At 63.2% G+C, this 20137-nt stretch carries 13 protein-coding genes; 9 read left to right on the forward strand and 4 right to left on the reverse strand.

Annotation, left to right across the window (positions count from 1 at the left end):
• On the forward strand, nucleotides 1–297 hold a 297-nt coding region (locus K8U03_13370), incomplete at its 5' end, for a hypothetical protein (protein MCE9605880.1).
• 1843 nt (nucleotides 298–2140) lie between these two features.
• On the opposite strand, the gene K8U03_13375 is transcribed toward K8U03_13370, so the two are convergent.
• Complete coding sequence (locus K8U03_13375) at nucleotides 2141–2482, reverse strand: hypothetical protein (protein MCE9605881.1); 342 nt, start codon at nucleotides 2480–2482, stop codon at nucleotides 2141–2143.
• Between the two features lie 2420 nt (nucleotides 2483–4902).
• On the opposite strand from K8U03_13375, the gene K8U03_13380 reads away from it, so the two are divergent.
• Nucleotides 4903–5943, forward strand: coding sequence for a MoxR family ATPase (locus K8U03_13380; GenBank protein ID MCE9605882.1), 1041 nt, complete (start codon nucleotides 4903–4905; stop codon nucleotides 5941–5943).
• A gap of 88 nt (nucleotides 5944–6031) precedes the next feature.
• On the opposite strand, the gene K8U03_13385 is transcribed toward K8U03_13380, so the two are convergent.
• Complete coding sequence (locus K8U03_13385) at nucleotides 6032–6349, reverse strand: P-II family nitrogen regulator (GenBank protein ID MCE9605883.1); 318 nt, start codon at nucleotides 6347–6349, stop codon at nucleotides 6032–6034.
• A 56-nt stretch (nucleotides 6350–6405) separates the two neighbouring features.
• Nucleotides 6406–6792: a (2Fe-2S)-binding protein gene (locus K8U03_13390; GenBank protein MCE9605884.1), complete on the reverse strand. Its 387-nt coding sequence runs from the start codon at nucleotides 6790–6792 to the stop codon at nucleotides 6406–6408.
• A gap of 313 nt (nucleotides 6793–7105) precedes the next feature.
• On the opposite strand from K8U03_13390, the gene K8U03_13395 reads away from it, so the two are divergent.
• From K8U03_13395 to K8U03_13415, 5 genes are all read left to right on the forward strand, one after another.
• The gene (locus K8U03_13395; GenBank protein ID MCE9605885.1) at nucleotides 7106–7375 is read left to right on the forward strand and encodes a hypothetical protein; all 270 of its coding nucleotides are present in this window, start codon (nucleotides 7106–7108) and stop codon (nucleotides 7373–7375) included.
• A gap of 162 nt (nucleotides 7376–7537) precedes the next feature.
• The gene (locus K8U03_13400; GenBank protein ID MCE9605886.1) at nucleotides 7538–8515 is read left to right on the forward strand and encodes an ABC transporter ATP-binding protein; all 978 of its coding nucleotides are present in this window, start codon (nucleotides 7538–7540) and stop codon (nucleotides 8513–8515) included.
• Nucleotides 8505–9395 carry an ABC transporter permease subunit gene (locus tag K8U03_13405; GenBank protein MCE9605887.1) on the forward strand — a complete coding sequence of 297 codons (891 nt, stop codon included), beginning with the start codon at nucleotides 8505–8507 and terminating at the stop codon, nucleotides 9393–9395. Before K8U03_13400 ends, K8U03_13405 begins: the two co-directional genes overlap by 11 nt.
• On the forward strand, nucleotides 9392–10348 hold the full coding sequence (locus tag K8U03_13410; protein ID MCE9605888.1) for an ABC transporter ATP-binding protein: 957 nt from the start codon (nucleotides 9392–9394) through the stop codon (nucleotides 10346–10348). Before K8U03_13405 ends, K8U03_13410 begins: the two co-directional genes overlap by 4 nt.
• On the forward strand, nucleotides 10345–11127 hold the full coding sequence (locus tag K8U03_13415) for an ABC transporter permease (protein MCE9605889.1): 783 nt from the start codon (nucleotides 10345–10347) through the stop codon (nucleotides 11125–11127). Before K8U03_13410 ends, K8U03_13415 begins: the two co-directional genes overlap by 4 nt.
• On the opposite strand, the gene K8U03_13420 is transcribed toward K8U03_13415, so the two are convergent.
• Complete coding sequence (locus tag K8U03_13420; GenBank protein ID MCE9605890.1) at nucleotides 11124–12122, reverse strand: endonuclease/exonuclease/phosphatase family protein; 999 nt, start codon at nucleotides 12120–12122, stop codon at nucleotides 11124–11126. The genes K8U03_13415 and K8U03_13420 overlap by 4 nt on opposite strands.
• Before the next feature lie 136 nt (nucleotides 12123–12258).
• Here K8U03_13420 and K8U03_13425 point away from each other — a divergent pair, with 136 nt between their 5' ends.
• Complete coding sequence (locus tag K8U03_13425) at nucleotides 12259–13476, forward strand: iron-containing alcohol dehydrogenase (protein MCE9605891.1); 1218 nt, start codon at nucleotides 12259–12261, stop codon at nucleotides 13474–13476.
• A 156-nt stretch (nucleotides 13477–13632) separates the two neighbouring features.
• On the forward strand, nucleotides 13633–20085 hold the full coding sequence (locus K8U03_13430) for a hypothetical protein (GenBank protein ID MCE9605892.1): 6453 nt from the start codon (nucleotides 13633–13635) through the stop codon (nucleotides 20083–20085).
• The last annotated feature ends 52 nt before the right edge of the window (nucleotides 20086–20137 follow it).

Raw genomic sequence — 20137 nt, forward strand, 5'->3', positions numbered from 1 at the left:
GACCGAAGCGGCGACGAACACCGTGCCAAGGCCGCGAGCGAGCCGTTTACGCTCGAAGTGACCGACGAGCAGGGCCTTTACGAAGCAATGGCGGAGACGGACCAGCGCTCGGCACGTAAGATGGACGAGATCATTCAGAAGCAATTGTTGATGACCGGTCGCCCCGCCGGCACCGCGACCCCCGCTCCGCAACCTACTTCGACGAAGCCGGGGACATCCCCCACGGCCTCGCCGTCTGCGACTACTGCTCCCCCTGCAGCGACCCCCACATCCCAAGGAACGGGAGGAACGCCATGAACCATCCTCGAACGACTCCGGACTTCGCCCGCCGCACGCTGACTGCGCTCACCGGCTGCGCGATGCTGTACGGCAATCTCGCTCCGAGCCTCGTTTCGCTTTCACCGGCCAGGGGGCAAGAGCCGGCTCGCGGGCAAGCCGTCGCGGTCGACGATCTCCGTCGCAAGCAAGAGACGCAGCAACGGGCCGCCGAACTAGCACGCGAGCTGGTGCTCAACCTGCTCGACGTCCAGCTGCAGCAGTTGGAAGAGAACGGGCTGGCCGATCGCCCCCTCTATCAAGATGTGCGGACGATGCGGCAAAACATCGACGGCTTGATCTACGCCGAGATGTCGGAAGTGGTCACGTTGTTGCTCCGCGCGCAGAACGACCAAACCGACAAACGCGACGCGGCCTTTCTCGACGCGCGTCGGAAGATCGGCGAAGTCTTGGCTCGGCTCTTGGCCGAACGGCAGAATCTTTCGCGCCGGTTGCGCACCGCCGAAATCGGCGCTCAGGTTCGGCGACTGATCGAAATGGAAACCGTGATTCGCGACGTCACGATGGCCCTGCCGTCGCAAACGCGCGAGCAGCAAGAACTGCAGCAGCTTTCGACCTTGGCCGATCAACGGGACGCGCGCAAGCTGTTCGACAAATTGTTGGAAACGCTGAGCGATGCGCGTGGCTGGGGCGGGGAGATCGGCCGCACTGCGGAAGACGGCCTCTCGTTGCTCAAGGCCGCCGATACGGCCGGCCACCTCGACCAAGCCTCGGCAGGCATCGAGATGGGCCGCTTCTCCGTGGCCGTCGAACACGAAACGGCCGCTATTCGCGGGTTGCAAGTGCTCTTGAAGAAGGTCAAGGAAACGCAAGGGCTCATCGAAGCCGACCATAAGGCGGCGCTCGAGATCGTGCGCGATCTGATTCGCAAGCAAGACGAACTGCAGGAATCGACCAAGACCGCTAAGCTTGATGATCCGACGACCGAGAACTTGCTCAAGCGGCAAACCGCGCTCGGCAAAGAGCTCGAGCGCTTGTCCGATATGCTGCTCGACAAACCGACGGCCGCGCCGCTCGTCGAAAAGGCGAAGCTCGCCTCCGAGACCGCGACGGTCGAGCTGTTTAATCAACAAGCTCCCGAAGTCGCTAAGGCGCAAGACACCGTTCGGGCGAACCTCGCCGCGATCGAAAGACAGCTGGAAGCGTCGACCGCTGATTTGCCGGAAGATCGCGATGCCGCGGCGCTCGCCGAGCGCATTCAAGATCTCGAGCGGACGAAGGCCGCCTTAGCGGAGGCCCGCGCCGAGATGGCTCCGCACGTCGCTCCGACGGCGAAGACCTCGTCGCCGGAAACCAAAGCCGCGCTCGAAAAGACGGCCGTGAACCTCGCAAAAGCGAGCGAGGATCGCGACTTGCCGAAAATGGTCGAAGCCCGGCTCCGCGAAGCGGTCCGAACGGCGCGCGACGCGAAGAAGTCGCTCGACGACCCGATGCCGAGCGAATCGCAAAAGAAGGCCGATGTCGCGAAAGCGGACGCTGCGATCGAAACGGCGCAAGCGGAAGTCGAAGCCGCGCTGGCCGACGTCAAACGGGCTCAGCCCGCGCTCGCCGCCGGTGAGCTTTCGCGCGCAGCAGAAGTGCTCGACCGCGCCGCCGCCGCCGAACGGGAAACGGCCCGCGCGGCCGTCGCCGAATCGAAGAAGGCGAAGCCCGACGAAGAAACGGTGCTTAAGCTCGCCACCGAGCAATCGCTGATCAAGGCCGTGACCGCGGACGTCGCCAAGGCGACCGAAGGGATGAACCCCGAAGCCGCCAAGGCCTTGGCGGAGGCGCAGGACTCGGCCGATAAGGCGGAGAAAAATCTTCAAGCCGCCCTCTCGCCGGAAGCGCGGGCACAAGCCGAAGCGAGAGCGAGCAAGCTAGCCGAGTCGAAGCCGGAAGAGACCAACCCCGACGAGGCTAGACCAGGCGAGAACAAACCAGGCGAGAACAAACCAGGCGAGAACAAACCAGGCGAGAACAAACCAGGCGAGAACAAACCAGGCGAGAACAAACCGGGTGAGAACAAACCGGGTGAGAACAAACCGGGTGAGAACAAACCGGGTGAGACCGCAATGGCGGCAGCCAACAAGCCCGGCGAAGCTAAACCAGGTGAGAACAAACCAGGTGAGAACAAACCAGGTGAGGCTGCGATGGCAGCTGACAAACCGGCTGAGTCTGCGTCTGGCGAGCCGAAAGCACCGAACGAAGCACTGAAGGCCGCTGCCGAGCAAGCCGAGGATGCGGCGAAAAAGCTGACGGCCGCCGCGGCGACGCTTCGTCGTCAGGCTGCTGAGGAAGCGATGAAGCTGGTGCGCGAATCCGATAAGCAATTGGCCGACATCCGTCCGACCGCGCAAGCCGTCGAGCAGGCTGCCGCCGCGCCGAAACCCGAGAATGCCGAAGCTCAAGCGGCGTTGGCGGAGACGAAGAAAGTGCTCGCCAAAGCCGCGGCCGAACAGATGCGCGCCGCGGGCAAGCCCGAGGCGGCGGCGAGTCGCGAGTTGTCGGATAAGATCGAGCAAGCCGCGGCGATGCAGCGCAATGCGGACGCCGCAGCGGAAGAAGGTGCCGAAGGGGAAGGGGATGCGCCGCTCGCCGCCGTGACGGCCCAACAGCAAGCAGCCGACGAAGTCGAGAAGCTCACGGCTGCCGCAGCCGGACGTCCGGAAGCGAAAGCGGCCGAAGCTCAGCGTCGGCCCGATCCGCTCGGCGAGCAGCTTCGCGCGGCGCAACAAAGCGCGCAGCAAGCCGCGAAGCAAACGCTCGAAGGGAAAGAAACGGCCGCGGCTCAGTCGCGCGCCGAAGCGGCTCAAGCCTTAACGAAAGCCGCCGAGATCGCCAAGGCGGAAGAAAAGAAAGCCGCAGAACAGCCGGCCGGCAAGCCCGACGCCCAGGCCCAAGAACGAGTCACCGCGGCGCTGGCCGAAGCGAAGAAGACCGGCCTGCCGCAAGCACCGTCGGTCGGCGAGTCGCTGGAGAAGGCCGAGAACCAATCGATGGCCGCCGCGCAATCGGCCCCGCAAGCCGGTAAGCAAGCGGAAACGGCCAAGGCCCAAGAAGCCGCGGCGAAGAACATCGAGACGGCGCAGCAAGCCGTCGCCGAAGCGCAAACGAAGCTCGCTGCGGCCGTAGCGCAGAAGATGCAGCAACAAGCGGCAGCCGCCGAGAAGCTGGCGAACCAAGCCGCGAAGCTCGACCCGAGCGCAACGGAAGCCTTGCGAGAAGCGCAAGCCGCGGCCGCCGGTGCCGCAGCGGAAGCGAACCCCACTCCGGAAATGGCCGCGGCCGACGAACGCCGAACCGGCCAAGCTCTGCAACGCGCGGCCGCCGATCTCGCCGCGCGCGAACAGGTCGTCAAGCGCGATCAAGCTCTCGCGCAGGCGCTCCTCTCGTCGCTCGCCGAACAGCAGCAAGCCGCGCAGGACATCGCTGCCAATCGGACGGCGCTCGCGCAAGCCACGCCGCCGCCGGCTCCTCCGGCCGCCGCTCCTGAAGGACCGCCGAACGGCGAGCCGCAAGAAGCTCCGCCTGCAAGCGGAGCGCCGCAAACTCCTCAAGCACAGCCCCCTCAAGCGCAGGCGGCGCAACCGGCGGCTCCTCGGCCGCAAGCCCCGCCGTCGCCTGCCGCGGCCGATGCCGCACGTAAGTTGAACACCGCGATGCAGTCGTTCGCGCAGGCCGCGCAAGTGACGGGCCAAGCGGCGCAAGAAGTCGCCGGTCAAACGCAAACCGCCAATGCCGCACTCGCGCAGGCCCTGGAGAAGGCCTCGGAACTGACGCCGCCGGCGCTCCCGGAAGCGATCGGCGAACCGGCGATGCCGGCTAGCGGTGAACCTGCCGTGGCGGCCGCTCCCGCACCGGCATCGCCTGCCGCCCCCGAAGCGGCCCCGCCGGCGGACTCGCAACCTACTGCTCCGCCGACGGCCGCGGCGCAACCAGCGGGTGCGCAGCCGGACGCTTCGCAAACTGCCGCAGAGGCTACTCCTTCCGCGCCGAAATCAGCGGCTTCGTCGACTCCCGCCGCGCAGATTCCGCAAGCCGGCGCGCCGCAATCGGCTCCGCCCACGGCGATGGGCCGCAGTCTCGCGCCGCAATCGCCCGAAGAGACGGCCCGCATGATGGCCGGTCCGCAAGCGCTCGAGCAGATGGCGCAAGTCGAACAAGCGGCCGGCGCGCCGAAGTCGGCAACTTCGCCGAGCAGCACTCCACCGAGCGCTTCGCAACAAGCGCAGGAAGGGCAACAGAGCACTGCGAGCAAGCAGTCGCAACAGAAAAGCGAGCCGGCTTCGCGCACGACGAAAGCCCAAGAATCATCCCTGGCCTCGGTGCAAAACTCCGGCCGTTCGGAGAACGACGCCGCGCTGAAGGGAGACCTTAAGAAGAACGACGAACCTTGGACGACGAAGCTCCCCGCCGAACTACGCCAAGCCATCCGAGCCGAAGCCCAGCGCCCGGCCCCGCGCGGCTACGAAGAACGTCTGAGAAACTATTTTAAGAACATCGACTAACGAACGAGCGTGCCGCTCGTTTCTTGTTTCGTATTTTGATTTTTCACTTTCGACTTTCATCCTGAGGATCGCTTCCGTGACCGCTGAGACTTCGCCTGCTATTTCCGCCGATGATGTCGCCGCCGTGGCCCGTTGCGAGCAGGTCTACAACCGCCTGCGCGATGAACTTGCGAAGACGATCATCGGGCAAGACGAAGTGATCGAGCAGGTGCTCGTCGCCATGTTCGCCGGCGGTCATGCTTTGCTCGAAGGCGTGCCGGGGCTCGCGAAGACGTTGCTCATCAACTCGCTCTCGAAGGCGCTCCATCTTTCGTTCAAGCGCATCCAGTTCACGCCCGACCTCATGCCGAGCGACGTGACCGGCACCGAAGTGATTCAAGAGAATCTCGAAACGCGGGCTCGGGAGTATAAATTTCTCCACGGGCCGCTCTTCGCCAACATGATCTTGGCGGACGAAATCAATCGTACGCCCCCGAAGACGCAAGCCGCGATGCTCGAAGCGATGCAAGAGCGGCAAGTGAGCGCGGGAGGCAAAGTTTACATGCTGCCGGCTCCCTTCTTCGTCCTTGCGACGCAGAATCCGCTGGAGCAAGAAGGAACCTATCCGCTTCCCGAAGCGCAGCTCGATCGGTTCTTGCTTTATGTTCGGATGGGCTACCCGACGCCTGCGGCCGAATGGGAGATCGCGCGCCGCGTGACGAGCGGCAAGCTCGGCGGCATCCAATCGGTCATCTCGGCCGAAGAGATCGTCGAGTATCAACAGCTCGTGATGCGCGTTCCGGTGAGCGATCAGGTGCTCGGCTACGCTTGGGCCCTGGTGCGAGCCTCGCGGCCGAACACGCCGGAAGCTCCCGACTTCGTGAATCGGTGGATGAGTTGGGGGGCCGGCCCGCGCGGCGTGCTTACGCTCATCTCCTGCGCCAAAGCTCGGGCCGTGCTCTACGGCCGGATGCACGCCTCGATCGGCGACGTGCAAGCCGTGGTGAAACCTGCGCTCCGGCATCGCCTCGCCGCCAACTTCGCGGCCCAAGCCGCAGGGAAGGGGAGCGAAGAATTGCTCGACATGCTTCTCAAGGTGGTGCCGGCCGATAAGAAGTACGAGAAGCCGGCAGCGTAGGAAAACTAGAAATCAGAATGAGAAACCAGAAGAGGGATGCCGAGTTCGGTGTCTTATTTCTGGTTTCTCCCTTCTAGTTTCTGATTTTCTAAAAGCTGATCTCGCGCAGCTGGCTCTTTACCGGGAGCACGAAGATCTTGCCGTCTCCCATGCGTCCCGTGCGGGCCGCATCGACGACTTTGCGCAAGATCTCTTCGCAGCGAGCGTCGTCGACCCAGAGATCGATCTCGACCTTCGGTAGAAACGCGAGCGAGTATTCGCTGCCGGCGTATTGATCGAGATAGTTCTTCTGCCGGCCGAATCCCTTCACCTCGCGCACGCTGATGGCTTCGAGCGGGGCCCGCTTGAGGCTTTCGAGCACCTTCTCGGCGAGATACGGTTTCACGACGGCGACGATCTGTTTCATAGCTGCGTTCTATTCGCGGCACGCGAGATCGATCGAGTCGGACAAGTCGTGTGGGGTTAGCTGAAGAAGTTCTCGCCGGTCAGGTTCATCGGCGGCTTCGTCTCGACCGACATATCTCCTTGCACCGTCGTGCGGCAGGCGAGCCGCATCGTGTCTTCGTTGCCGATATAGGCGAACAGCGCCGGGCCGAGCGGGTTGTATTTGAACGTCACCTTTTCGACCATACCCATCGCGCCGGCGTTTTCCATTCCCTTCACGATCTTCACGCGGCAGGTGCCGCAGTGGCCGAAGCCGTGGCAGTTGAAGACTTCGTTCAGGCCTGCGCCGAAGCCGTTGAGGCCGCCGTAGAGCTTCACGCCGGCCTTCATCGCTTCGTTGCGAAGGTTGGCGCCGACCGGAACTTCGATCTGTTTCTTCTCGTTGACGAAATTGACGATCAGCATAAGCGCTCCGCGACGACTCCGGAAAAAGGGTTTCTTCGCGAGACTGCCGCGAGCGACATCCGCGAGGAAAAACTAAAGTTTCCGCGGCCTCATGGGCACCGTCGCGGAAACCGAATATCTTAATGAATCTAATCTACCGCACGGGTTTTGAAAACCTCTAACGGGGATGCCTTCAAGTCTTGAAACCGCTATTTTCGTAGAGACTTACGCCGCAGACTCCCGTTTGCCGATCGACCGCCGCCGGGCTGCTCGCCGGCGCGCGGCGGAAATCGCCCGACCTCGAACACGGATGTTTCAGAAAGGAAACCGCCTCATGGCCGAACGTAGTAAGTATCAAGAAAATATCATCAAGAATTATTACAAAAATGCAGGGGCGATTTCTCTGCAGCGGTTGAGCGAACTGGTCACGGACCTGTATCTGGCGGAGGGAAAGGCCCGCGCCGGCGTTTGGAAGAAAATTCAAGCGACGCTCGAAAAGCTGAAAGTCCCGGCGTCGCGCATCGAGCATGTGATGAAGGCCGACAACCCGACCTTGCTGGCGAAGTTGCTGGAAGAATTGCTGGCGAAAGACGACGCGAAATAAGTCGGTCCGTAGTTTGAGTTCTTCGTTCGTGGTCGAGGCCGAGGGTTGCCTCGGGTCGTTCGTCGGCGACAATGCTTAGGCCCCGGTGCTGAGGTGCCGCTACCTAGGTGCCGGAGCCGTAGCGATCGCAATACGCCGAACCACGAACGACGAGCCGAATTCATGTCCGAGCCGTTGATCGATATTCGGGACGTCAGCTTTTCGTACGGCACGGTTTGCGCGCTGCGCGATGTGACGCTGCGGATCGAGCCCGGCCCGATCGGCATCGTCGGCAACAACGGAGCCGGTAAGTCGACGCTTTTGAAGATCCTGCTCGGCTTGCTTCGTCCGACGAGCGGCACCGGCCTCATTCTCGGTTGCGAGCTCAGTCGGGGCGGGGCGGCCTTGCGAGGGCTCGTCGGTTATATGCCCGAAGCGCATGCCGTCGTGGCGATGCTCAAAGGAGTCGAGTTCGTCGCGCTCTCGGGCGATCTCTATGGCATGCCCCCGCGCGATGCTCGCCGCCGCGCGCATGAGGTGCTCAACTACGTCGGCCTCGGTGAATTGCGCTATCGCCGGCTCGATGAGTACTCGACCGGCAACTTGCAGCGGCTCAAGCTCGCCGCTGCGCTCGTACACGACCCGCAGCTCCTCTTGCTCGACGAGCCGACGAACGGCCTCGATCCGGCCGGCCGCGTCGCTATGCTGCGCACTATCGAAGACCTCATCGCCGAGACCGGCAAGAGCGTGATCCTTTGCACGCATCTGCTCGGCGACATCGAGCGAGTCTGCAAGCAAATCGTGGTCATGCATCAAGGGACCGTCGCCCAGGCCGGCACCCTCGAAGAGCTGCGCCGGACGTCCGGCGGCCGTTATACGCTCGCGTGGCAAGCGGACGACGATCGGTTCGTGCTCGCGCTGCGAGGCGTGGGAGTCGAAGTATCGCCGGCGGCGGAAGAACCCGAGGCGCACGATCGCCGTTCGGCGAAGCTCACGGTGCCGACCGGATGGCGCACTGGGCGGTTCTTCGAGTTGGCGCAAAGCTCGGGTGCCGTGTTGCAGCAAGTTCGGCCGGAGCAGGAAGACCTCGAACAGCTATTCTTTCGCGTGACGCAGCCCGAGCGCGCTGCCGCAAGCGGGAGCGCCGCCGATGGGCATTGACGCGGCCCACTACCACGCGTGGAACGGCAAGCTCCGCAGCCCTTGGCGCGCGACCGCTGCGGTCGTGCGCACGACTTTGTTACAGGCGATTCGTCGGAAGGCGTATTGGTTTATCTACGCGGTCGGCGTGTCGCAGTTTCTCGTCTATTGGGCCGTCATCTACGCGCTCACGCAGATGCAGATTCCGCCGCAGGCACAGCAAGGAATGCTCGACACCTTCGGCTTCAGCACCGAAGCGGAAGATCCGCAGAACACCGGCTATCTCGATTTCATGGAACAGCAGAGCATGGTCGTCATGATCTTGCTCGCGTTTTGCGGCAGCACGATCATCGGCGGCGACTTTCGCGACGGCGCGTTGCCGTTCTATCTTTCGCGCCGCATCGATCGCCGTCACTACATCGCCGGCAAAATCCTTGCGACCGCGGCGCTCGTCTGGTTGCTCACCGTGGTTCCGGCGCTGTTGCTCTTTCTGGAGTACGGCCTGTTCACTACCTCGCTCGACTATTGGAGCGAACATTGGCGCGTCGTGCCGGCCGTGCTCGGATACGGCGCGGTGCTTGGGCTCGTGCTCGCCATCTGGCTCGTTGCGCTGTCGGCCTATCTGCAACGTCTCGCACCGATCGCCGTCACGTGGTCGAGCTTGTTCGTCTTGCTCGGTCGGCTGGCGCTCATGCTGCGCGATGCGTCCGGCGATCGGCATTGGCTACTGCTCGATCCTTGGCGCGATATCCGTCTTGCCGGCCGACTCTTTTTCGGCATCTTTCGTTATCGGTCGGATGCCGATCTCAGCTTGTGGGCCGCCGCGCTTCTCGTGGCGACGTCCCTCGTAGCGCTCGCGGCTCTCGTGCGGCGCGTGCGTGCCGTCGAGGTGGCGACATGACCGCTTCGCCGCAGCCTGCCGTTCCGCACGCAAGCGTGGAGCTCGTCTACGAGAACGTCACGAAGTTGTACGGCGCCGTGATCGGTGTGAACGATATCTCGCTTCGCATTCGGCCCGGCATTACCGGCCTTCTAGGTTCCAACGGTGCCGGAAAGTCGACGCTGATCAAGCTTGCCTCAGGCAGGCTTCGGCCGACGCAAGGTCGCGTGTCGCTCGGCGGTTTCGATGCTCGCTCGACGCGCGCAAAGCGGTTGCTCGGGTACTGCCCGGACGTGAACGACTTCTACGAAGAGATGACCGGCCGCGAGTTCGTGCGCACGATGACCCGACTCTACGGCTATTCGCTGAGCGAAACGAAGCATCGCACCGAGCAGGCCCTCGAACGCGTCGGGATGTGCGATCGGGCCGAGCGTCGCATCGGCGGCTGTAGCCACGGCATGCGCCAGCGGATCAAGCTCGCCCAGTCGATCGCGCATGATCCTCGCGTATTGCTGCTCGACGAACCGCTCACGGGCATCGATCCCGGCGGCCGGCGCGAGATCAACGAACTCCTGCGGCAACTCGCCGTCGAGGGGCTGACGATCTTGGTCTCCAGCCATTTGCTCGGCGAAGTCGAGCAGCTTTGCGATCGCTTGGTCGTCGTCGCGCAGGGCCGGCTCATTGCGGAAGGCTCGCTCGCGGAATTGCGCAGGCTATTGGAAGACGAACCGTTGACGATTCGCTTGGAGTCGCCGCAGGCGCGCCGACTGGCGGCGTTGGTCGTTGCCTTGCCCGACACTTCGCATGTCGAGGTCCGTGAAGAAGCGATCACGTTACGCACGGCCAATCCATCGCGTTTCTTCGCTCAGTTGACCGAACTCGTCGCCTTGCATGAGCTCGATGTCGATCGCTTAGAGACGCTCGATGCCGGAGCGGAAGCGGTGTTTGGTTATTTGCAGCGGAGCACCTCATGAGAACGCTCCGCGCCTTCACGACCTTAACGCTTCTCTCGTTTCGCCGACTCTTCTGGTCGATCGGCACGCTCATGCTACTGTTTCCGCTCGCCGCCAGCGGACTGTTTATCACACGCCGCCATTACTTTTCGCGCTTCGATGCGGCGGGCACGTTTGATGTTCGATCGTTCAACGATTTCAGCGGCTTCCTGCTGACCGTATTCGCGGCGTTCCTCGTGCCGCTCTGTGCGCTTGCGTTCGGCACGGCGAGTCTCGGCGGCGATCGCGAAGATCGGACGCTGTTGTTTCTGTTGGTCCGTCCCTTGCCGCGCGGTTTGATTCTTGCGGCGAAGTTTCTTGCGACGTTGCCGCTCGTGCTCGGCTTTACTTGCGGGAGCTTTTGGATCTATTGCCGGCTTGCAGGACCCGTCGGCCAAGCGGCATACGGCGCATATCTGCCGGCCATCGTCTTTATGTCCGTGGCGTATGCGGCGTTGTTTTTATTGTTCTCGGTTTTATTCCGTCATCCCGCCATCGCCGCGCTCGTCTATGCGGCCTTCATGGAAGTCTTGTTGGGAAACATTCCCGGCATCATCAAGCGAGTCGCGATCAACTACTACGGTCGTTCGCTGATGTACGACGCCGGCGTCGAGCACGGCCTGACCGCACCCGACACGCAATGGTTCGACCCTCTCTCGGCGACCGATGCCCGCACGGCATTGCTCATGATCACGATCATCGCCTTGGCGCTCGCTTGGTTCGTATTCCGAACGCGCGAGTATGAAGAACAGCCGAATTAGCGCTCGGCCGTAGGTTCGATGGCGAAGTCCATCTCGATAGGAAGATGGTCGCTGCCGATGTCGGGTCCGACCCTCCGCCCGAGTACCCGTACTTCCGACGAGACGAGGAAGTGGTCGATCGTGATCCGGAGCGGCTGCGGCACGTTCGTCGGCCAGGTCGCTTGCAGGCCTTGGCCGAGGCGTGAATCGCGTAGCGTGGTTCTCGCCAGCAAGTCGGTGAAGTGCGGCGACCAACCGGTCGTGTTCAAATCGCCGGCGACGATGATCGGCCCGGTCGATTCCCACACCATCCGATTCAGAGCCGCGAGCGCTTGGTTGCGAGCCGCTGAATTGTGTGCGCCGGCCGGCGGCAACGGATGCACTCCGAAGATCTTCAACGACCGGTCGCCGATCGGAAGACGCGCTCGGACGATCGGCAACCCCGCCGCCTGATCGAACCGTGCTTCGTCCAACGGCCGTTTCGAGAGGAGCCCTACTCCGAAAGCATCGCTGCGCGAAAGAAAGTGCGACTCGGGATACTCCGGCTTCAACACTGCGAGCGCGGCTTTCCACTGGTCGGTCAATTCCAACAGCACGACGATGTCGGGCTTTACCGTCCGCACGTAGTCGACGACTTCGGCATGCGCTTGCGAGTGCGCGAAGAGGTTGATCGAGACGATGAGCAACCGCGGCGTGTCCGGCGGCATGGCGCCTTCGTCGGCGACAGGAAGATAATACGGCGCGATGAACCAGACGTTCACGAGCGCGAGCAGAATCGCAAATGCCGCCGGCCTGTATCGCAGACCGGCCAAATAACAAGCACCTAAGACCAACAGCGCCGCGGCATAGTGGGCCCGAAAATGGGTCGTCAGGTCTAGCAACCAATGCCATCGCGCCGCAAACGTGGCCGTGGTTGCGAACAAGCACAGTAACGTCGCGACACCGATCGCGAACCAAGCGAGCAGTCGAATGCTCGCGGCGATCGTTCTCGGTTGTGTCGCTTCGTGATCCGACATCCGACATTTCTCCTGCGCACCATTCGCTTTGAATCGCACTATTCTACGAACTATCGTTGCTCTCGAAATTGCAAAAGGGGATACTTTTCGTTCGGCTCTTCGGCCCATCTCGCAACGCCTTGAGGAACCTCGCACGATGCGCACCACTTGGACTTTTCATTCCGCCGGCCAATTTCTCTTCGGGCCCGGAGCCGTGAGGCAACTCGGCGACGAAGCACGCCGCTTGGGCCTGTCGCGGGTGTTCATCGTCACCGATCGGATATTAGTCGCCGCAGGCATCGCGGCTGCGGTGCTTAAGCCGCTCGAAGCGGCCGGCATCGCGTTCGAAGTGTTCGACGGCGGCGAGCCGGAGCCGTCGCTCGAACTGGCCGAAGTCGTGTTGGATCAGGCTCGCGCGTTTCGCCCCGACGGCATCATCGGTCTCGGCGGCGGCAGCAACATGGACTTGGCGAAGCTCGCCGCAGCGGTTCTCGCACATGGCGGCACCTCGCGCGATTACATCGGCGAAGATAAAATTCCCGGGCCGGTCTTGCCGCTGATCTGTATCCCGACGACGGCCGGCACCGGAAGCGAGGTGAGTGCTTCCTCGGTGATGACCGATAAGGCCGCGCAATTAAAGGTCGGCATTCTCAGCAACTACCTTCGGCCAAAGCTGGCTCTGGTCGATCCGGAACTCACGCTGTCGTGCCCGAAGAAAGTGACGGCCGATAGCGGTATCGATGCGCTGACGCATGCGATCGAAGCGTTCACGGCGGTCGACAACGCCGACTTTCCGCTTCCCGCCGGCGAGCGGTCGACCTACCAAGGCCGTCATCCGTTCGGAGACATGTTCGCCGAAAAAGCGATCGCGCTCGTCGGTCGGCATCTCGTCCGTGCTTGCGAAGCGCCGCACGATCTGGAAGCCCGCGAAGGGATGGCGCTCGCCGCGACCCTCGGCGGCATGGCGTTCTCCAACGTCGGCGTGGCAGTGGTGCATGCCTTAGAGTATCCCGTCGGCGGTGCGGTTCACTGCTCGCATGGAGCCGGCAACGGCTTATTGCTCCCTTACGTGATGCGCTACAACCTGCCGTATCGCCGGCGCGAGTTTGCCCGCATCGCGGAACTCTTGACCGGTGACGCGCACCAGCGCGGCGCCAGCGTCGACGAAGCGGCGGCGGCTGAAGCGGCGATCGCCGAGGTCGAGCGATTGCGCGCGGCGATCGGCATTCCGAACCGCTTACGCGAGATCGGCGCTCGACCTGACCAGCTTCGCGGCTTCGCGGAGAAAGCGTTCGGCGTCAAAAGAATTTTACGGGTCAATCCTCGCGTGCCGACGGTCGACGATCTCGAAGCGATCCTGCAAGCGGCGTATTAACCGGCTTATTCAACGACTTCGACGATGTTGAACCGGCCGCCTGTCGTAACGGTCGAAACGATCGTGCCGCCAGTGCTTTACGACCGTCGCGCGGGGAGTGCGAACTACAATTGTGCTGAGTTGCGACGGTCCGTATCTCGTTAAGGAATCCGTACGTTGGATTGGTTGCTGCCGTTTTTCATCGGTCTCGCGGTCATTGCTGCGATCGGTCACGGAATCTGGGTTCTGTGCGCCGCGATCCTGCGCGCGCTATTCACAGGTTCGTCCAACGAGCCGACGGCGGCTCCGTTTCCTGCGACGCCGAAGTACCCGGACCAATGCCCTGAATGCACGAAGCCGTTTCCGGGTCCGCGCGCGCGTTGCGATGTGTGCGGCTGGCCGAAGCAAACGCCACAGCCGGAAGAGAAGAAGCGGCTGGCATTGGAATCGCTTCGCCGTCGCGCGCTCGATTTTCGTCGCAAAGAATGGCTCGATCCGGAATCGTTTCACCTCATCATACGCTCGCTCGACGAATCGCTCCATCCGATCGTCGTAGCGCAAGAGGTCGTGGCGCAAGAGATAACGAAGCCCGTCGCCGATGTCGGCGCGAGCCCGATGGCGCCGCCTCCGGCGGAAACGATTCCGCTTGCGTCGGTCGACGAGGTCGCGCCGGCCGCCCCTCCGGTGGTGCCGGAGTTAACCCCTGCGCCGCCGATCGCTACGCCGCCGGTTCCTGACAAACCGAGCGAGCCGACTCACTCGACGTACGATGTCGCCGAGGTAACGGCACGTCGCGCCGCAGCCTTCGCCGCTTCGATGTTTCCTCCGCCGCGCAAAGCCGAAGCACCATCTTCTCCGGCGGCTTCGGCTCTTGCTTCTGCGCCGGCTGCTCCTCCGCCACCGGCCGTTCCGCATAAGCCGTTCTCCAAAATCTTCGCGTCGTTTCTCGAAGAGAAGAACATTCGCTGGGGGGAATTGATCGGCGGATTGCTCATCATCTGTTCGTCGATCGCGCTGGTGCTCAGCTTTTGGCAGCCGATCTCCGAGCGGCCGCTGCTGAAGTTCGGACTTTTCAACGGCGTCACGGCCGCGCTGTTCGGCATCGGGCTCTATGTCGAACGTCGCTGGCGGCTCCCGACGACGACGCACGGCATTCTGCTGATCGCCGTGTTGTTGGTACCTCTCAACTTCTTGGCGATCGCCGCCTTCACGCTCGAAACTCCGCCGACCGACGCACTAGCCATCGGCGGCGAGTTGCTTTCGATCGCCCTGTTTGCTTGGCTCACGGTCGCGGCCGGCAAGATCTTGGTCGGTCCGGCGGGTTGGCATCTCGCGGCGGGTGTCGTCGGTAGCTCAGCGCTCGAGCTGATCGTCCGCCGCTTCGCCGTGGCGGAGAGCTCGACGGAACTCCTGCTTGCGCTCGGCCTTCCTCCGGTGCTCTGCTTCGCGCTGCCGACCGCGATTTGGGCCCGACGTCTCGACCGCACGGCCGAAGCGACGAGCACCTTCGGCGAGGCCGAAGCGAATCAGTTATTTAAGATCGCCGGCACGACCCTCTTCGCCGCTCTCTTACCGATTTGTATTCTGCTCGCAAAGACCGGTCACGTCGCGACGACTCTCACGCGCATCGCGCCGCTCGTGAGCTTGTTCGGTGCTCCGCTCTTGGCCGTCGGGCTCGTCCTGTGGCGACGTTTGACCGTGCCCGACTTGATGAAGGAGCGGGTCGCAGGGACGGCGGTCGCGACGGCCGGAGCGATGGCGATGATCGCAGCCGTGGCGCTCGGTTGGCCGATGCCGGCCGGCATGTTTCCGACGGCGGTCATCAACGCCATCGTGTTCACTTGGGTTGCCGTGCGCTGCGGGATTCCCGCGGCGCATCTGCCGGCTGCACTTTGCCTCGCGGCGGCGTACCTGCTCGGGTTTCATGTCGTGCGCGGGGGAGTCGCTTGGTACGGCGACGATCCGCATGCAACGCTCGGCGTGCTGCTGTCCGCCATTAGCGGCACGGCGCTGGTCGTGCCCGCCGTGCTCTTCGCGCTTCCTGCGTTGCTGTTCGTCGCACGGCGAAGCGATGCCGAGAGCATGCCGCGGGCGTTCGCCAAGTGGTATGCCGCGGCCGGCGGTCTTACGGCCGTCGTCAGTACGGCGCTCGTGGGATACTTCGCGTTCGGCGTCTTGAACGACGACGCCTACGCAACTTGGGTCTTTGCAGTATACTCCGTCGGTATGATCGCGGCCGCGACGATTACCGGTCGCCAGTCGCTCGGATATCTCGGCTCGGCACTTGGTTGGGCCGCTTTGGTGCAGGGGATCTGCTTCCGCTACATCGGCTCATGGTCGCACGCCGAAGCCTGGAGCTACGCGCTGCTCGCGCACGCGACCATTTCGCTTATCGCGATGCGCTGGATCGCCGGTCGCGGCGGTATCGTACGAAGCGGTGCAGCACTTAGTCCTCAAGCTTACCAGGGCGCGGCGACTCCTCTCTTCGTCGGTGCCGTGTGGACGAGCGCGTTCGCCGTGCCGAGCCTTATGCTGATGGCATATACGGGGCAAACCTTGCCCGCTGCGATCGGCTTCGCTTGGCTTACGGCCGTGTGGGGCTTCATCGCATGGTGGGTTGCGTCTCCCGTTTCCTTTGCGTTCTTCCAAGCGGCGGGCTTCGTTGCCGCGATCGAAGGGAGCCACTTCGCGCTCCAGCGGCAAACGTGGTTCGATGAGCTTACTGGTTATCCGCGCATCCTCGACCCGCGCACTCTTGCCGTATATGGAATGACCGCTGCCGGGCTGTGCGGCATTTGGCTCGGCCTGCGGCTGCTGCGGCGAACTGCGGCGCGGCTGGTGAACGCTTCGGAAGTCACAGTCGATCGGGTCGTGCTCTGCGGATCGATCGGCCTCGTCGTAGCGCTCGCGTTCGCGGCGCTCTTGCCGGGAGTGTGCCAAGAACTCTCGCCGCAAAACAGCGCATCGTCGGCACACGGCAACGTGCCGCCGCTTGCGCAATTCGAGCTCTTCGGCATCCCGCATGCGTCGGCATACGGGCAGCACGTTTGGTTGTTCACGGCTCTCGTCGGCGCGGTTGTCGGGCTCGGCATGTGGGAACGCTTCGCGCGGCGCAAGCTACTCGCGCTCGTGATCGTGTCCGTCGCGGCTTCGATGTTGATCGCCGCTCGCTGGGAAACGGAAACGGCCGCTGCATCGGCATTGCGCTGGAGCGGCGTGCTGCTGTTTGGGCTCCTTTCATCGCCGCTGTGGTTCCGCGGGCCGACGCTCGCCGTCGTCGGACGCTGCCGTTGGCCGAAGTGGAACACGCGCGGGCCGAGCCTCGTTCGATTTCTGTTCGGCTGGTCGCTGGGGCTCTCGCTCTTGCCGTCCGTATTAGCGACCTCTTTCATGGTCTGGTCGGCGCTCGAACGCCGGCACGCGACGTTCGATCTGTCGGCCGCACTCGTTGCCGCGATCATCTTCGTCTTTATCGGGCTCGCGCTCTCCGTGCAACTGACCGCGATTCGGCGTCCGTTCGATGGTGCCGCCGAGCGAGTCGCCGGCAGGTCGTGGTCGCTGCTCGGTGCGCGGCTTTTGGTGCTGTCGGGCATGGCACCGTTGGCGGCGATCGTCGTTTCCGTTCTGTTCGAGGCGCTGCAAGCCTCGCCGATCGTAGGGCCTGATCCGGCATCGTGGTTCGTACGCATCGGCGTCGTGAATTCCTACGTGTTGCCGCTGCTGTTGTTGGCCTTGGCCTTCCTATTGCATGCGTTGACACGACGTTCGGCAGGCATCGCCTTCGCGGCGGCGTTGGTTTTGAATTTGGGTGCGACGGTCGGCTACTTGCTCATGCACGCCCCGACCGGCTTGCCGCTCGACGACGCGCTCTGGTTTCGCTTGGCTCATCTCAACGCTTCGGTATCGGCGCTATTCGCCCTGGCTTGGACGTTCTTCATTCTCGCGCGTCGCAAAGGATCGACCGACGAGGCCGGCGCCGCTTCCTGGCTCACGACGCAAACCGCACTCGCCGCGGCGATCTTCGCGCCGGCGATCGTCGGTCCGGTCGCGCAACTCTTCGCGGACCTTTATGGTCCGGCGAGCATGCCGAACATCGTCGCCGACCGCTGGGCTTGGGGCGCGTTTGCCCTCGTCCTTGCGGCTGCCGGGCTTTGGTTCCGCGCGGCGCGCGAACCGATTTCCGTGGCGGCCTGGAGCTTGTCGGCGCTCGGTGTCGTTTCGCTCGGTGCGCTGGCGACGATCCCGCATCTGACCGGCGATCTCGAAGCGTTCGATTTTCTCGTCGGTGGTTGGATTTTCGTCGCGTTCGCGCTCGTGGCAGGGGGCATCTGGGCCGAGCGACGGAGCTTGCCGTTCGGGCCGCCGCGCGCCGTCATCCATTGGGCGACGTTCGTCGGCACGGCAGCGTTTCTCGCCGCGCAGTTCGGGTTGATCTCGATCGCATTGCATCAGATTGCCCGCAGCACTTCGCCGGCGCCGCATGCTTTTCTGCTGAGCATGGCGTTCTTGTTCTCGGTCTTATGCATTTTGCTGGCGGCTTGGGGAGCGTCTCGCGCTCGACTCTATGTCGCGGCGTTCGCCCTCACATTCGGTGTGATGACCGTGTGGGTCGAAGGCCTCGGCCAACGTCTGTTCCCCGGCGGCTCCGATTGGATTGCCGCTTGCGTACAACTCATTAGCTGGTCGTTGCCGACGCCGCTGTGGCTCTTCATCGAACGACGATTCATCATCCCGCGCATCGGCGTCGATCGTCGATCGTGGTTAGGGGTTCTTTCACGCACGACCGGCGTGTTGACGTTGCTTGCGTTGATCTTCCTCGCTTGGATCGGACTTGCGGACGATCTCGACGGTGCGCCGCTAGAAATCGATTCGTTACTCTACGGCGCGGCGACGGTGAGCGTGCTCATTGCCGTTGCGACGTCGCTCTGGGATGCCGGAGCGAAGTACTCGGTTTTCGCTCTTTATGCGGCGGGGTTGACGACCGTCGGCGTTGCGCTTGATGCGTTCGATCTCGACGCGCGGACGCTGTTTTGGACCGGCACGATGTTCACTTCGGCGTATGCGCTAGGGACGAGCTATTTGTGGAGCCGACGAGCAGGGCTGCGCGTTTTGGCCGCGAAACTGCGCATGCCGCTCGAGAAGTGGAACGCAACCGGCGGCGCAACGACCGACGACGAATCGCTCGCCGGCCAGGGTTGGATGGTCGCGGCGAACTATGGTTTGTCGCTCCTCGTCGTGTTCGCAGCCTATCGCGTGATTCTCACGTTCGATTCGTTTGCGTCGCGATTCGGTGCGGCTCAAGCGGTGTTCGGTGTTGCCGTTGCCGTGGCGTTGCTGGCACGTGGGAGTCGACGAAGCTCGCTTCAAATACGAGCCCTGGAGCTCGGCTTGCTCGGTGCGATCGCCGTCGGTTGGGCGATCTTAGAGCCCGGCATGTCGGGCGAGTTCTTGAATCGAGCCGTCTTGGCGGTCACGTCGACGTCGTTGGTCATCGCGTTGTACGGGCTCGGATTCTCCAAGCTGTTGCGGCGAGAAAACGAATGGACCGCCGCCGCGCAGCGCTTGGTTCCGCGACTGATCGTGCTCGCGGCGTCGGGACTCGCCCTCGTGCTTGCGGCCGAGGTTTACGAAACGACGGAATACGGCCACGTGGAAATCGGCCCGACGGCGATCGGTGCGGTAGTCGTGGCGCTGGTCGGCTTAGTCGTCGCGGCGATCACGGCGGCGCTGATTCCGGGGCGTGATCCGCTCGGGCTCAGCGAGCGCGGTCGGATGGGATACGTGTACGGCGCGGAAGTGATCCTCGCGCTGTTGTTCTTGCACGTACGGTTGTCGATGCCGTGGTTGTTTACGGGATTCATGCTCCGCTATTGGCCGGTCGCGGTAATGGTCCTCGCGTTCGCCGGCGTCGGACTCGCAGAAGTGTTTCGCCGTCGCAAGCAAACCGTGTTGGCCGAACCGTTGGAGCGGACCGGCGCGTTCTTACCGTTGTTGCCCGTCTTCGGCTTCTGGGCCACGCAGACCGAGGTTCACTATTCGCTGTTGCTGCTCGCCGTCGGGCTGTTGTATTCGACGCTCGCCGTGATGCGTAAATCGTTCGGCTTCGGCATCCTCGCGGCGCTCGCGGCCAACGGCGGCCTGTGGTACTTCCTCGGCAATCAAGAAGGACTCGGTTGGTTGGAGCATCCGCAGATTTGGATTATCCCGCCGGCGCTCTGCGTGCTCATCGCTTCGCATTTGAATCGGAGCCGGCTGAAGGAAGAACAGATCAGCGCCTATCGCTACGGTTCGGCGGCGACGATCTACGTCGCTTCGACGGCCGATGTGTTTCTCAACGGCGTGGCGGAAGCTCCGCTGCTGCCGTTGTGGCTCGCCGGGTTGGCGATCGTCGGCATCTTCGCAGGGATCGCGCTGCGCGTGCGCGCGTTTCTTTTTCTCGGCACGGCGTTCCTCTTGCTGGCCCTGATGACGATCATCTGGCATGCCGCTTACGACTTGGAGCAGACGTGGATTTTCTACGTCGTCGGCATCGTCGCCGGCGTGTCGATCATCGCGCTGTTCGCCGTCTTCGAGAAGAAGCGGCACGAGATCTTAGGGATCGTCGAAAAGCTGCGCGAGTGGGATGCGTAGTAATTACATGTCCGTGGGGCGACGATAGGGGCGCCCCTCATCCGGCCTTCGG

The sequence above is a fragment of the Planctomycetia bacterium genome (genome assembly GCA_021413845.1).
Lineage (GTDB): Bacteria > Planctomycetota > Planctomycetia > Pirellulales > PNKZ01 > PNKZ01.

What these genes read in the sequence shown, in the direction of transcription:
- K8U03_13385 (MCE9605883.1), bottom strand. Translation starts at nt 6,349, where the DNA reads ATGAAACAGATCGTCGCCGTCGTGAAACCGTATCTCGCCGAGAAGGTG.
- K8U03_13390 (MCE9605884.1), bottom strand. Translation starts at nt 6,792, where the DNA reads ATGCTGATCGTCAATTTCGTCAACGAGAAGAAACAGATCGAAGTTCCG.
- K8U03_13395 (MCE9605885.1), top strand. Translation starts at nt 7,106, where the DNA reads ATGGCCGAACGTAGTAAGTATCAAGAAAATATCATCAAGAATTATTAC.
- K8U03_13400 (MCE9605886.1), top strand. Translation starts at nt 7,538, where the DNA reads ATGTCCGAGCCGTTGATCGATATTCGGGACGTCAGCTTTTCGTACGGC.
- K8U03_13405 (MCE9605887.1), top strand. Translation starts at nt 8,505, where the DNA reads ATGGGCATTGACGCGGCCCACTACCACGCGTGGAACGGCAAGCTCCGC.
- K8U03_13410 (MCE9605888.1), top strand. Translation starts at nt 9,392, where the DNA reads ATGACCGCTTCGCCGCAGCCTGCCGTTCCGCACGCAAGCGTGGAGCTC.
- K8U03_13415 (MCE9605889.1), top strand. Translation starts at nt 10,345, where the DNA reads ATGAGAACGCTCCGCGCCTTCACGACCTTAACGCTTCTCTCGTTTCGC.
- K8U03_13420 (MCE9605890.1), bottom strand. Translation starts at nt 12,122, where the DNA reads ATGTCGGATCACGAAGCGACACAACCGAGAACGATCGCCGCGAGCATT.
- K8U03_13425 (MCE9605891.1), top strand. Translation starts at nt 12,259, where the DNA reads ATGCGCACCACTTGGACTTTTCATTCCGCCGGCCAATTTCTCTTCGGG.